12 protein-coding genes are annotated in these 13,353 nt (G+C 62.6%); 10 read left to right on the top strand and 2 right to left on the bottom strand.

Going from position 1 to position 13,353, the window contains the following annotated elements; all coding sequences use genetic code 11:
• Nucleotides 1-56 precede the first annotated feature (56 nt).
• Both ACR1XV_RS13950 and ACR1XV_RS13945 read right to left on the bottom strand, forming a co-directional pair.
• Nucleotides 57-1,115: an ABC transporter ATP-binding protein gene (locus ACR1XV_RS13950; protein WP_480532325.1), complete on the bottom strand. Its 1,059-nt coding sequence runs from the start codon at nt 1,113-1,115 to the stop codon at nt 57-59.
• Nucleotides 1,112-1,903, bottom strand: coding sequence for an IclR family transcriptional regulator (locus tag ACR1XV_RS13945; protein ID WP_480532323.1), 792 nt, complete (start codon nt 1,901-1,903; stop codon nt 1,112-1,114). Before ACR1XV_RS13945 ends, ACR1XV_RS13950 begins: the two co-directional genes overlap by 4 nt.
• Before the next feature lie 138 nt (nt 1,904-2,041).
• Here ACR1XV_RS13945 and ACR1XV_RS13940 point away from each other — a divergent pair, with 138 nt between their 5' ends.
• The 10 genes from ACR1XV_RS13940 (at nt 2,042) to ACR1XV_RS13895 (ending at nt 13,331) form a co-directional block, all read left to right on the top strand.
• Nucleotides 2,042-3,301 carry an ABC transporter substrate-binding protein gene (locus ACR1XV_RS13940; RefSeq protein ID WP_480532321.1) on the top strand — a complete coding sequence of 420 codons (1,260 nt, stop codon included), beginning with the start codon at nt 2,042-2,044 and terminating at the stop codon, nt 3,299-3,301.
• Between the two features lie 94 nt (nt 3,302-3,395).
• On the top strand, nt 3,396-4,322 hold the full coding sequence (locus tag ACR1XV_RS13935) for a carbohydrate ABC transporter permease (protein ID WP_480532319.1): 927 nt from the start codon (nt 3,396-3,398) through the stop codon (nt 4,320-4,322).
• A gap of 1 nt (nt 4,323) precedes the next feature.
• Nucleotides 4,324-5,172: a carbohydrate ABC transporter permease gene (locus ACR1XV_RS13930; protein ID WP_480532317.1), complete on the top strand. Its 849-nt coding sequence runs from the start codon at nt 4,324-4,326 to the stop codon at nt 5,170-5,172.
• Between the two features lie 22 nt (nt 5,173-5,194).
• Complete coding sequence (melA, locus tag ACR1XV_RS13925) at nt 5,195-6,535, top strand: alpha-galactosidase (RefSeq protein WP_480532315.1); 1,341 nt, start codon at nt 5,195-5,197, stop codon at nt 6,533-6,535.
• 58 nt (nt 6,536-6,593) lie between these two features.
• Nucleotides 6,594-8,300: an IlvD/Edd family dehydratase gene (locus tag ACR1XV_RS13920; protein ID WP_480532313.1), complete on the top strand. Its 1,707-nt coding sequence runs from the start codon at nt 6,594-6,596 to the stop codon at nt 8,298-8,300.
• Complete coding sequence (locus ACR1XV_RS13915; RefSeq protein ID WP_480532311.1) at nt 8,300-9,064, top strand: SDR family NAD(P)-dependent oxidoreductase; 765 nt, start codon at nt 8,300-8,302, stop codon at nt 9,062-9,064. Before ACR1XV_RS13920 ends, ACR1XV_RS13915 begins: the two co-directional genes overlap by 1 nt.
• Nucleotides 9,065-9,068: 4 nt before the next feature.
• Nucleotides 9,069-9,962, top strand: coding sequence for a 2-dehydro-3-deoxygalactonokinase (locus ACR1XV_RS13910; protein ID WP_480532309.1), 894 nt, complete (start codon nt 9,069-9,071; stop codon nt 9,960-9,962).
• A complete protein-coding gene (locus ACR1XV_RS13905; RefSeq protein ID WP_480532307.1) occupies nt 9,959-10,564 on the top strand; it encodes a 2-dehydro-3-deoxy-6-phosphogalactonate aldolase in 606 nt (201 codons plus the stop codon). Before ACR1XV_RS13910 ends, ACR1XV_RS13905 begins: the two co-directional genes overlap by 4 nt.
• Nucleotides 10,561-11,421 carry an SMP-30/gluconolactonase/LRE family protein gene (locus ACR1XV_RS13900; protein ID WP_480532305.1) on the top strand — a complete coding sequence of 287 codons (861 nt, stop codon included), beginning with the start codon at nt 10,561-10,563 and terminating at the stop codon, nt 11,419-11,421. The genes ACR1XV_RS13905 and ACR1XV_RS13900 overlap by 4 nt, the downstream gene beginning before the upstream one ends.
• Entirely contained in the window at nt 11,418-13,331 is a 1,914-nt protein-coding gene (locus ACR1XV_RS13895) for a beta-galactosidase (RefSeq protein ID WP_480532303.1), read from the top strand. The genes ACR1XV_RS13900 and ACR1XV_RS13895 overlap by 4 nt, the downstream gene beginning before the upstream one ends.
• Nucleotides 13,332-13,353 lie beyond the last annotated feature (22 nt).

Below are 13,353 nucleotides of genomic sequence, written 5' to 3'. Positions count from 1 at the left end.
CGCCGGGTACCGGAAACTTTGAAAGTTTCCGGCCCGATTTCATTTAATGAAATCGCTTACCTCAGCCGCTGCCCGCTGTCGGGGTCAAACAGCATCGCCCGCTCGGGCCGGACCGAGATGCCAATCCGTTCGCCCTGCTTGCTGCGCTGGTCGTCACGCTCCTCGACGATCAGCTTGTCGCCATTTTCAGTCAGCAGATAGGAATAGCTGACACCGCCAAGCGCCTCGGTCAGATCGACGGTGCAGGTCTCGCCACCCCGGTCGATCTGGATATGCTCGGGCCGGATGCCCAGCGTCACCTTCGTCGCGCCCGCGGGCACGCTGGCCGTCACCGGAACATCATCGGTCAGGGCCGGGTGGTGCACCTTGCCGTCCACGACATCGCACTCGAGAAAATTCATTGCCGGGGATCCGATGAACCCCGCCACAAAGCGGTTGTCGGGGTCGCGGTACAGATCCATCGGCGCGCCGACCTGTTCGATCCGGCCATCGCGCAGCACCACGATCTTGTCGGCCATGGTCATCGCCTCGACCTGATCGTGGGTCACGTAGATCATCGTCGCGCCGATCTCCTGGTGCAGCCGCGCAATCTCGACCCGCATTTCGACGCGCAATTCGGCATCCAGATTGGACAGCGGTTCGTCGAACAGAAACACCTCGGGGCCGCGCACGATGGCGCGGCCGATGGCCACGCGCTGTCGCTGCCCACCGGACAGCGCCTTGGGCTTGCGCTTCAGGTACTGGTCCAGCTTGAGGATATTCGAGGCCTCCTGCACCTTCTGGTCGATCTCGGCTTTGGGCACGCCGTTCATGCGCAGGCCGAACCCCATATTCTCGGCCACCGTCATATGCGGGTACAGAGCATAGGTCTGGAACACCATGGCCACGCCGCGCTTGGCCGGGTCCATATGGGTCACGTTGCGCTGGCCGATGTCGATCTCACCGTCGGTGGTTTCTTCCAGCCCCGCGATCATCCGCAACAGCGTGGACTTGCCGCAGCCCGACGGGCCGACGAACACGCAGAACTCGCCATCTTCGATCTGCAGATCAATCCCGTGGATGACCTGAGTCTGGCCATACCGCTTGATCGCGTTCTTCAGGGTTACACCTGTCATGTTGCTTGCATCCTCTTCTGGCTCTCGGGGAACCGCCATGCCTGTGCCTCGGTTCCGATCTGCTCGGCCACGCGCCGCACACGGGGAACCCATGATTCCAGTTGTTTAAAATCCATCCGCCCGGTCGATCCCGTGACCGAGAGCGCGCCTAACACCCGCCCGCCCGGTGTCAGGATCGGGCAAGCGATGCAGATGATGCCGGGCTCGTGTTCTTCATCATCGACCGCATAGCCCCGGCTGCGAATCAGCGCGAGATCGGCGCGCAGCGCGTCCTCGGATGTCAGCGTCTTGTCGGTAAAGCGGTGAAAGCTCTGCTGCGAGATCGTCTTTTGCAGCCGGTCCTCGTCCAGATAGGCCAGCATCGCCTTGCCGACGCCGGTGCAATAGGCCGGACCGACCTTGCCCGCCTGCGAATACATCTCGACCGGCTGCGCGGCGTTGCGTTTGTCGACATAGAGGACCTGACTGGAATCCAGCTGCGCCAGATGCACCGTTTCTCCGGTATCCCGGCTGAGCGCATCCAGAAACGGGCGCGCAATCGGCGCCAGCGAGCTTTGTGTCCACGCCGCGTGGGCCAGCCGCACCAGCCGCAGCCCCGGCGTATAGGTCTGCCGGTCGGGGTCGTAATACAACATCCCCTGATTGGTCAGGGATTGCAGAAAGCGATACAATGTCGCTTTGGGAAAGTGGCTTTGTTCAAGCAGTTCGCCGAAACGCACCGGGCGACCGAAACCGGCTACCTGTTCCAGCACGTCACATGCTTTGCCTATCGTTCCGTCACCAGCCAAAAGCGATAACCTCCTCCGTCTCCCCGACGCTCCTCCCCGAGGGTCTTGACAACGCTAACCGATTCGATGTGTAGTTTTCAATATGTAAAACAAGGTTTCAATAAATGGAACCTCGAATGGAAGCTAAGGGAGGAAACCATGCATTCCATCTACAAGCGCACAACGGCCGCGCTGGCCATGAGCGTTGCACTTGCTGTGCCGGCCTATGCCGAGTTGACAGGCGAGCTGCGAATCTTCCTCGACACCTCGAACCCCGCGCCGCGCGCAACGATGGAAGCGATGATTGACCGGTTCGCGGCAAAGCATCCCGGCCTGGAAATCGAAACCACCGTGATCGACCGCGAGGCGTACAAGACCCAGATCCGCAACTTCCTGACCGCGGATACGCCGGACGTTGCCACATGGTATGCCGCCAACCGCATGAAGCCTTATGTCGAGGCCGGCCTGTTCGAGGATGTCTCGGACCTGTGGGCCGAGGCCGAGATCGGCGACAATCTTGCATCGACCAAAGGTGCGATGACCATCGACGGCAAGCAGTGGGGCGTGCCCTATACCTACTATCAGTGGGGCGTCTACTATCGCAAAGACATCTTTGATGAGCTGGGCCTGACCGAGCCGACCACATGGGAAGAAGAACTGGCCAACTGCCAGAAGATCGTGGAGTCGGGCCGCGCCTGCTATACCATCGGCACCAAGTTCCTCTGGACCGCTGGTGGCTGGTTCGACTACCTGAACATGCGCACCAACGGGTTCGATTTCCACCAGCAGCTGGCCAATGGCGAGGTGAGCTGGGAAGACGACCGCGTCAAGCAGACCTTCGCCAACTGGAAGCAGTTGATCGACATGGGTGCGTTCATCGACAACCACCAGACCTACAGCTGGCAAGAGGCCCTGCCCTTCATGGTCAATGGCGAAGCCGCCGCTTACCTGATGGGCAACTTTGCCGTGGCTCCCCTGCGCGAAGCGGGTCTGAGCGATGATCAACTGGACTTCTACCAGTTCGTGTCGATCAACCCCGACGTGGAACTGGCCGAAGACGCGCCGACCGACACGTTCCACATCCCGTCGAACGCATCGAACAAGGAAGCCGCGCGCGAGTTCCTGCGCTTTGTTGTGTCCCCGGACGAACAGACCGAGATCAACAATGGCAAAAACCTCGGCCAGCTTCCGGTCAACGCAAAATCGGCTGTGGATGACGACAAGTTCCTGAACCAGGGCTTTGAGATGCTATCCTCGAACAGCCCGGGTGGTGTTGCCCAGTTCTGGGACCGTGACGCACCTGCGGAAATGGCCAAAGTGTCGATGGAAGGCTTCCAGGAATTCATGGTCAAGCCTGACAACGCAGATAAGATTCTGGCCAAGCTGGAACGCGCACGTCAGCGTATCTACGACAACTGATCCGGCATGGGCCGGGCTAAAGCCCGGCCTACGTCACCTTTGATCGACGGGCGGGATTCAGCCCGCCTTCACCCCACAAAACCCGAGATGATCAATGACCTTAGCCGTCGAAGCTCCTGAACAGGAAAGCTGGTTCCACCGCAACCAGCAGCGCATCGCCCCGTGGCTGTTTCTCGCCCCCGGCCTTCTGTTCTTTATGGTTTATGTCATCATCCCGGTTTTCCAGTCCTTCAACCTGTCGCTTTATGAATGGGACGGGCTGGGTGCGGCGGAATATGTGGGCTTCCGCAATTACGAAGACCTCTATTGGGAATGGGTCGATCGGGATGCCTTCTTCATCTCGCTCAAGAACAACCTGATCTGGCTGGTCCTGTATCTGGCGGCGATCCCTGCGGGGCTGTTCATTGCCCTGTTCCTGAACCAGACCGTCTGGGGCATCCGGCTTTATAAGTCGCTGTTTTTCTTTCCTTTCGTGATCTCTCAGGTCGTGGTCGGTCTTGTCTTTACGTGGTTCTATGACCCGACCTTTGGTCTCCTGAACGAATTCCTGGGCTTTTTCGGCCTCGGCCCGCTGAACGTGCTGGGGGATGAGCGTTTCGTCACCTATGGCATCATCTTCGCAGGGCTCTGGCCGCAGACCGCCTATTGCATGATCCTGTATCTGACCGGCCTGAACGCCGTGGACCCCGAACAGATCGAAGCCGGACGTCTGGACGGCGCAAAGGGCGCGCGGATGCTGTGGCACATCATCCTGCCCCAACTGCGCCCCGCCACCTTCATCGCCTTCGTCGTGACCATCATCGGTGCGCTGCGGTCCTTTGACCTGATCTCGATCATGACCCAGGGCGGCCCGTTCGGATCATCCCGCGTGCTGGCCTATTACATGTTTGAGGTCGCGCTGTCAGAATATGGTTTTCGCATGGGATATGGCGCGGCCATTGCCGTGATCCTGTTCCTGATCATGCTCTGCTTCATCGCCTACTTCCTGTGGTCGATGTATCGCGAAGAAAAGGGGCACTGAGATGTTTCCCAAACCCATCGAAAAACAACCCCGCGCGGCGCAGATCACCTATCAGGCTATGTTGCCCATTGCGCTGTTGCTGTGGCTCGGCCCGCTGCTGGCGGTTGCCCTGTTCTCGGTCAAACCAGCGGCGGATTTCACCAATGCCAACTATTGGGGGCTGCCCTCCAGCTTTGAAGGTGCCTTCAACTACGGGCAGGTGTTCTTCAATTCGGACATGCCGCGCTATCTGCTGAACTCGTTCATGATCACCGTTCCGACTGTGATCGGAGCCGTCGCGCTCAGCTGTATGACCGGGTTCGCGCTTGGCATCTACAAGTTCAAATCGAACCTTTGGATCTTCTTCATGTTCGTCGCGGGCAACTTCGTGCCGTTCCAGATCCTGATGGTCCCCGTGCGCGACCTGACCCTGGAGCTCGGGCTCTACAACACCAAAACCGGCCTTGTCCTGTTCCACATCGCCTTCCAGACCGGGTTCTGCACCCTCTTCATGCGCAACTTCATCCGAGCGCTTCCGTTCGAGCTGATCGAGGCCGCCCGGGTCGAGGGTATCAGCGAATGGCGCATCTTCTGGTACGTGGTCCTGCCCCTGATGAAACCGGCAATTGCCGCGCTCAGCGTGCTGATCTTCACCTTCATTTGGAACGACTATTTCTGGGCCGTGGTCTTGACACAAGGGGCCGAAAGCCAGCCTGTCACCGCCGGGATCACCAGTTTCAACGCGCAATTCCGCGCCGCCTATCAATTGATGAGTGCCGGTTCCATCGTCGCGGCCCTGCCGCCGGTGGCCATGTTCTTCCTGATGCAGAAACATTTCATCGCGGGTCTGACCCTCGGTGCTGTAAAATAACGTCAAACCAAAGGTTTGCCTGATGACCAAGATCACCTTTATCGGGGCGGGCTCCACGATTTTCATGCAGAACATCGTGGGCGACGCCCTGCTGACCCCGGCGCTGGCCGACAGCCATTTCGCGCTGATGGATATCGACCCGCAGCGCCTGACCGAAAGCGAAACGGTGGCGCGCGCCATGATCCGCTCGGTCGGCACCGAGGCCACGGTCTCCACCCATACGGATCGCCGCGCGGCGCTTGAGGGGGCCGATTTCGTCATCACCGCCTTTCAGATCGGCGGGTATGATCCTTGCACGGTGACCGATTTCGAAATCCCCAAGCAATACGGTCTGCGCCAGACCATCGCCGACACGCTGGGCGTTGGCGGCATCATGCGCGGCCTGCGCACCGTTCCCGTCCTTTGGGATGTAGCGCAGGACATGATGCAGCTCTGCCCCGATGCGACGCTGCTGCAATACGTCAACCCGATGGCGATCAACACATGGGCGCTGGCCGAACGGTTCCCGGCGCTGAAACATGTCGGCCTCTGCCATTCGGTCCAGAACACGGTCGAGGAGCTGGCCCATGACCTCGACCTGCCCAAGGACGAGTTCCGCTACAAGGTCGCCGGCGTCAACCACGTCGCGTTCTTCCTGCGGCTGGAACATCAGGGCCGCGACCTTTATCCGGCGCTGCGGCAGGGCTATGCCAGCGGCGCGCTGCCCAAACCTCCGCTGCTGATGCCCCGCTGCCCCAACAAGGTGCGGTACGAGGTGATGGATCATCTGGGCTATTTCTGCACCGAAAGCTCGGAACATCTGGCCGAATACGTGCCTTGGTTCATCAAGGACGGGCGTCAGGACCTGATTCAGCAATTCTCGATCCCGCTGGACGAATACCCCACCCGCTGCGTCGAGCAGGTCGCAGGCTGGAAGGAACAGGCCAAAACCCTGACCGATGGCCGCGATATCGACGTCACCCGCAGCCACGAATTTGCCGCTGACCTGATGAATGCCATCGTCACCGATACCCCCTACACGGCCTATGGCAACCTGCCCAACACCGGCCAAATCCCGCAACTGCCGCTGGGTGCTGCGGTCGAAACCCCGTGCCTCGTGGATGCCAATGGCGTACAACCCTCGGTCGTCACGGACATCCCGCCGCAACTGGTCGCGCTGATGCGTACGCAGATCAATGTGCAGGAACTGACCGTCCGCGCCCTGACCGAGGAAAACCCCGAATACATCTACCACGCCGCGATGATGGACCCGCACACCGCCGCCGAACTGGACCTGCGCCAGATCCGCAGCCTCGTGACCGACCTGCTGACCGCCCATGCCGATTGGCTACCCGACTGGTGCCGCCCGGCGCGCGCGGCCTGATCTTCATCTTTTAACAAATACTCAAATCCCACCCCAGCCACGAAAAGCATCGCCCGACATGACAAAACGCCGCTCACAGCACTGGTACGGAAAACTCGATAAGGACGGGTTCATTCACCGCTCGTGGATGAAGAACCAGGGCTTTCCCGACCACGCCTTTGACGGACGCCCCATCATCGGCATCTGCAACACATGGTCAGAGCTGACCCCCTGCAATTCGGGCCTGCGCGATCTGGCCGAGGGCGTCAAACGCGGCGTGTGGGAGGCCGGAGGCTTCCCCGTCGAATTCCCCGTGATGTCGTTGGGCGAGACCCAGATGAAGCCCACCGCCATGCTGTTCCGCAACCTGTTGGCGATGGATGTCGAGGAATCCATCCGCGCCTATGGCATCGATGGCGTCGTGCTGCTGGGCGGCTGCGACAAGACCACGCCGGGGCAGTTGATGGGTGCAGCCTCGGTCGATTTGCCATCCATCGTGGTCAGTTCCGGCCCGATGCTGAACGGCAAGTTCAAGGGCAAGGATATCGGTTCGGGCACCGATGTATGGAAGTTCTCGGAAGAGGTCCGCGCCGGAGAGATGACCCTGCAGGGCTTCATGAACGCCGAATCCGGCATGTCCCGCAGCGCCGGGGTCTGCATGACGATGGGCACCGCGTCCACCATGGCCTCGCTGGTCGAGGCGATGGGGATGAGCCTGCCCACCAACGCCGCCCTGCCCGCTGTCGATGCCCGCCGCATGGCGCTGGCGCATCTGACGGGCAAACGCATTGTCGAGATGGTGGACGAAGACCTCAAGCCCTCGGATATCCTGACCAAGGAAGCATTCGAGAACGCGATTCTGGCAAACGCAGCTGTCGGCGGCTCGACCAATGCGGTCGTGCATCTTCTGGCGCTGGCGGGTCGCGTCGGCGTTGATCTGACGCTGAAAGACTTTGAGATCGGGTCCGAAATCCCGCTGCTGGTCAACTGTATGCCCTCGGGCACATACCTGATGGAAGATTTCTGCTATGCTGGTGGCGTGCCGGTTGTTCTGAACGAACTCAAACCCTTCCTGCGCCCGGCGAAGACGGTGCTGAACAAGGACATCTCGGCCCATTACGAGGGGGCGGAATGCTACAACACCGATGTCATCCGCCCCTTCGCCGATCCGGTCAAACCCGCCGCGGGCCTGCGCGTTCTGCGCGGCAATCTTGCGCCCAACGGGGCTATCGTGAAACCCTCGGCGGCAACGGATGAACTGTTGGAGACCGAAGCTGAGGCGTATGTTTTCGAAAGCATCGAGGACCTCAAGGCCAATATCGACCGCGATGATCTGCCCGTCACAGCCGACACCATTCTGGTGCTGAAAGGCTGCGGCCCCAAGGGCTATCCCGGGATGCCCGAGGTCGGCAACATGCCGATCCCCGGCAAGCTGGTGAAAGAGGGCGTGCGCGACATGATCCGCATCTCGGACGCCCGCATGTCGGGCACCGCCTTTGGCACCGTGATCCTGCATGTCAGCCCCGAGGCGCAAGCCGGCGGCACGCTGGCGCTGGTGAAAACCGGCGACCGCATCCGCGTTTCAGCCAGCAAGGGCGAGCTGGAACTGCTGGTGGACGAAGCCGAGCTTGCCACCCGCCGCGCCGCGTGGCAGCCGGATGATCCGCATTACACCCGCGGCTACGCCAAGCTTTATGTCGATCATGTGCTGCAGGCCGATCAGGGGGCCGACCTCGACTTCCTCGTCGGTAAAGACACCCGCCTTGTGACCAGAGAGAGCCACTGATGGACAACCCCGCCACCTTCCACGACCTCGACGGAGCCTCGGTCTATATCACCGGCGGCGGCTCTGGCGTCGGCGCGGCGCTGACCGACGGGTTTATGGCCCAGGGTGCCAATGTCGCCTTTATCGGCCGCTCGGATGCCAGCGCCTTTGTCGAGCAGATGCGCGACAAACACGGCCGTGCGCCACTGTTCCTGCAGGGCGACATGACCGACATCGAATTGCTGCACGCCACCATGGCCAAAGCAGCCGAGGCGCATGGCCCGATCAAGGTGCTGGTCAACAACGCCGCCAATGACAAGCGTCACGCGCTGGACGACACCACGCCCGAATTCTGGGACTGGATGATCGAGGTCAACCTCAAGGCTTATTTCTTTGCCTGCCAAGAAGCCGCGCGGCAGATGAAAGACGGCGGTTCGATCATCAATTTCAGCTCGATCAGCTATATGATGGGGAACGCAGGCTATCCGATCTATACCACGTCGAATGCCGGGATCACCGGCATGACCCGCTCGCTGGCGCGCGAGTTGGGGCCGAAGAACATCCGCGTCAACGCGCTGGCCCCGGGATGGGTTCTGACGCAGAAACAACTGGATATGTGGGCCACGCCCGAGGATCTGGCGGCACATCTGGACCGCCAGTGCCTGAAGGAACACCTGACGCCCGAGGACATGATCGCGCCGACGCTGTTTCTGGCGTCCGAGGCCAGCCGTGCGATGACCGGTCAGTGCATGGCGGTCGATGGCGGCGTTGTGGTGACGGGGTGATGCAATGAAGGTGGAATGGATCGCCGTCGATTGGGGAACCTCGTGCCTGCGCGTCTGGGCGATGCAGGGCGACACCGTTCTGGACAGCGCGCAATCCGACAAGGGGATGGGCGGGCTCGCGAGGGGCGATTTTCAGACCGCGCTGTTGGATCTGGTCGAAGGCTGGCTGGGCCCTGCCCCCATCGATGTGATCGCCTGCGGTATGGTCGGCGCGCGGCAGGGCTGGGTCGAGGCGCCCTATACCGCCGTGCCCACCGCGCCTGTGCCCGGAGCTCCGATCCGCGTGCCGGGCACTGACCCGCGCATCCGCGCCTTTGTGGTGCCGGGCCTGAAACAGCCCGACCCGGCGGACGTGATGCGTGGCGAGGAAACGCAGATCGCGGGCTATCTGGCCACGCGCCCCCATTGGGACGGCGTGATCTGCCTGCCCGGGACGCACACGAAATGGGCTCAGATCAGCGCCGGAGAGGTCATCAGCTTTCGCACCTTCATGACCGGTGAGATGTTCGACCTGCTGCGCGGCCAATCGGTGCTGCGGCACTCCATCGGCACCGGTTGGGACGATGACGCCTTCGCCGAGGCCATAAGCGACGCGATGTCCAAACCGGAACAGCTTGCCGCGCGATTGTTCGGTCTGCGGGCCGCGGATTTGCTGCATGGGCAGGATGGCGACACCACCCGCGCCCGCCTGTCGGGCCTGCTGATCGGGGCCGAACTGGCGGCGGCACGGCCCTACTGGCTGGGGCAGCAACTGGCCATCATCGGGGCCGATGGGCTGTCTGCCGTCTATGCGCAGGCGCTGCAGCAACAAGGCGCGCCGTCCGAGACCATCACCGCAACGCAGGCCACTCTGGCAGGCCTGTCGCAAGCCCGAACCCTGACGAGGCAAACCGCATGAGCCGTCCCATCATCGCCATCCTGCGCGGCCTGCGCCCGACCGAGGCCGCCGCCATGGGCCACGCCCTGATCGACGCAGGCATCGACCGGATTGAGGTGCCGTTGAACTCGCCCGACCCGCTGGACAGCATCGGCATTCTGGCGCGCGAATGCGGCGACCGGGCGCTGATCGGCGCGGGCACCGTTCTGACCCCGGATCAGGTTCAGGCCGTGGCCGATATGGGCGGCAAGCTGATCGTGTCACCCAACGCGGACGCCGACGTGATCCGCCGCACAGCCGCGCTGGGGCTGCAAAGCTGGCCCGGCATCTTCACCCCGACCGAAGCCTTTGCCGCATTGGCCGCCGGGGCGACCGGCCTGAAACTGTTCCCCGGATCAATGGCCGGCCCCGCGGGCCTGTCGGCCATGCGCGCGGTGCTGCCAGCGGGCACACAGGTCTTTGCCGTCGGCGGCGCGGGGCCTGAAAATTTCGGCGAATGGCTCGCAGCCAGCGCAGATGGGTTCGGAATCGGCTCGGCGCTTTACAAGCCGGGCCTGACAGTGGACGAGGTCGCCGACCGCGCCCGCCGCATCGTCTCGGCCTATGACGAGGCCGCCGCATGAGTCAGGTCTTTGACGACCGCCCCTGTGAACTGGGCGAGGGGCCGCTGTGGCATCCCGAACGCAAACAACTGTTCTGGTTCGACATCATCGCCAAACGCCTGATGACCCGCGAGGGCGATGCCGCCCGGGTCTGGCAATTCGACGAGCATGTCTCGGCTGCCGGATGGGTGGATCGGGACACGCTGCTGGTCGCCTCGGAAACCGGGCTGTGGCGGTTTGGGCTGACGCATGGCGATCAAACGCTGGTTGCCCCGCTTGAGGACGACAATCCCATAACGCGCTCAAATGACGGGCGGGCTGACCCTTGGGGCGGTTTCTGGATCGGGACGATGGGCAAGCAGGCCGAACCGGGCGCGGGCGCAATCTATCGCCTGTGGCGCGGAGAGCTGCGGAAGCTGGTGCCGGATGTGACCATCTCGAACGCGATCTGTTTCGCGCCGGACCGGTCCTGCGCTTACTATGCCGACACGGTGACGAAGCAGGTTATGCGTCAACCGCTGGATCCGGAAACCGGCTGGCCCGAGGGCCAGGCCTCCGTGCATCTGGACCTGCGCGCCGAGGGGCTGAACCCCGACGGCGCGGTCGTCGACGCGGCGGGCAACCTGTGGGTGGCGCAATGGGGCGCGGCGCGGGTCGCGGCCTATGACCCAACAGGGCAGTTCCTGCGGGCGGTTTCGTTCGAGGCCGCCCATACCTCGTGCCCCGGCTTTGGCGGGGATGATCTGACCACGCTTTACTGCACCACCGCCCGTCAGGGGCTGGATGCCGAGGCGCTGGCGCAGCAACCCAGCAACGGCATGACCTTCTCGGCGCCCGGTGCGGGTCAGGGTCAGGCGGAACATCAGGTGATCTTATGAAACCGGAACTTGGCGTCTGCTACTACCCCGAACACTGGCCCGAAGAAATGTGGGCACAGGATGCCGCCCGCATGGTCGAAACCGGCCTGACATGGGTGCGCATCGGCGAGTTCGGCTGGAGCCGGATGGAACCCACCCGCGGAGACCTGCAGTTCGGTTGGCTTGATCGCGCCATTGAGACGCTGGGTGCGGCGGGGCTGAAAGTGGTGCTGGGCACGCCGACCGCAACGCCGCCACGCTGGATGCTGGACCGGCACCCGGACATGCTGGCGGTGGATGCGCAGGGGGCCGCGCGCAAGTTCGGCTCGCGCCGACATTATTGCTTTAGCCACGCCGGTTATGTCGATGAATGCGCCCGCATCGCGCGGCTGATGGGCGAACGCTATGGCCACAACCCCCATGTCGCCGCATGGCAGATTGACAATGAATATGCCTGCCACGAGACCACGGTCAGCTACAGCCGCCCGGCGCTGCTGGCGTTTCGGGCTTGGTTGGCGGTGCAGTATGGCTCGGTCGAAGACCTGAATGCGGCGTGGGGCAATGTGTTCTGGTCGATGGAATATACCAGCTTTGACCAGATCGAGTTGCCCAACCAGACCGTGACCGAGCCCAATCCCGCGCATGTGCTGGCCTTCCGCCGGTTCAGCTCGGATCAGGTGGTGGCGTTCAACAAGGCGCAGGTGGACGTGCTGCGCCCACTGACCGACGCACCGCTACTGCACAATTACATGGGTCGGGTGCTGGAATTCGACCATTTCGCCGTGGGCGACGATCTGGATATCGCCACATGGGACAGCTATCCCATCGGCTTCCTGTCCGACCGGCTTGAGGCGGACGAGGCGCACAAGACCGCCTTTCTGCAGCAGGGCGACCCCGACATGCAGGCCTTTCACCACGATCTGTACCGCGCAGTCGGGCGTGGCCGCTGGTGGGTGATGGAGCAGCAACCCGGCCCGGTAAACTGGGCCCCCTATAACCCCGCCCCCCTGCCCGGCATGGTGCGCCTGTGGTCGCTTGAAGCCGTAGCGCACGGGGCCGAGGTGGTCAGCTATTTCCGCTGGCGGCAGGCTCCGTTCGGGCAAGAGCAAATGCATGCGGGCCTTTTGACCCCGTGGGGCGACGACGCTCCCGGACTGGCCGAGGCCCGGCAAACGGCCGATGAACTGGCCGATCTGGGACAGATCGCCCCCGCCCGCGCGCCGGTTGCGATCCTGTTCGACTATGCCTCGGACTGGGCGTGGGAGACGCAGCCGCAGGGTGCGGGCTTTGGCTATTTCCGCTTGGTATTTTCAGCCTATCGGGCGCTGCGGCGCGCGGGGCTGTCGGTGGATATCCTGCCAGCATCGGACCCGGTGCCAGACGGCTATGACCTGATCCTCGCGCCGGGGCTGGCCAGCATTGACGATCAGCTGCAACACGAACTGTCAAAGGCCAAGCTCGCAATCCTTGGCCCGCGCAGCGGGGCCATCACGCCCGAGTTCCGCATCCCCGACCACGGACGCCCCGGTCTGTCGGCGCTGAACTGCTCGGTCGACCTGATCGAAACCCTGCCCCCCGGTACCGAACACCCGGTTCAGGGCGGCGGCGCTGTCGTTCACTGGGCCGAGCATCTGTCCGGCGAGGCCCCCGATCTGCTGTGCTTTGCCAGCGGCAACGCCGTGCTTAAGGGAACCCAGAATCTCTGGTATCTGGGCGGTTTCCCGGATGAGGTCCTTTGGGATAGGATCATCGGTCTGGCTGCCCGGCAAACTGGTCTGACGGTACATCAGATGCCACCGGGTCTGCGCCGACGCGAGACGGCCCAGCACGAGGTACTGATCAACTATAATGCGGGCCCGGTCAGTTGGGAGGGTATCCGCATCGATGGCTGCGATGTTATGTTCCGACCGCATAAACCGGCCAGATCATAAGGCTAGATAACGCTAACATAAC

This window comes from Ruegeria sp. AD2(2025) (assembly GCF_056542385.1).
Note: the sequence above shows the minus strand (reverse complement) of the source record. Positions and strands in the feature narration are given on the sequence as shown.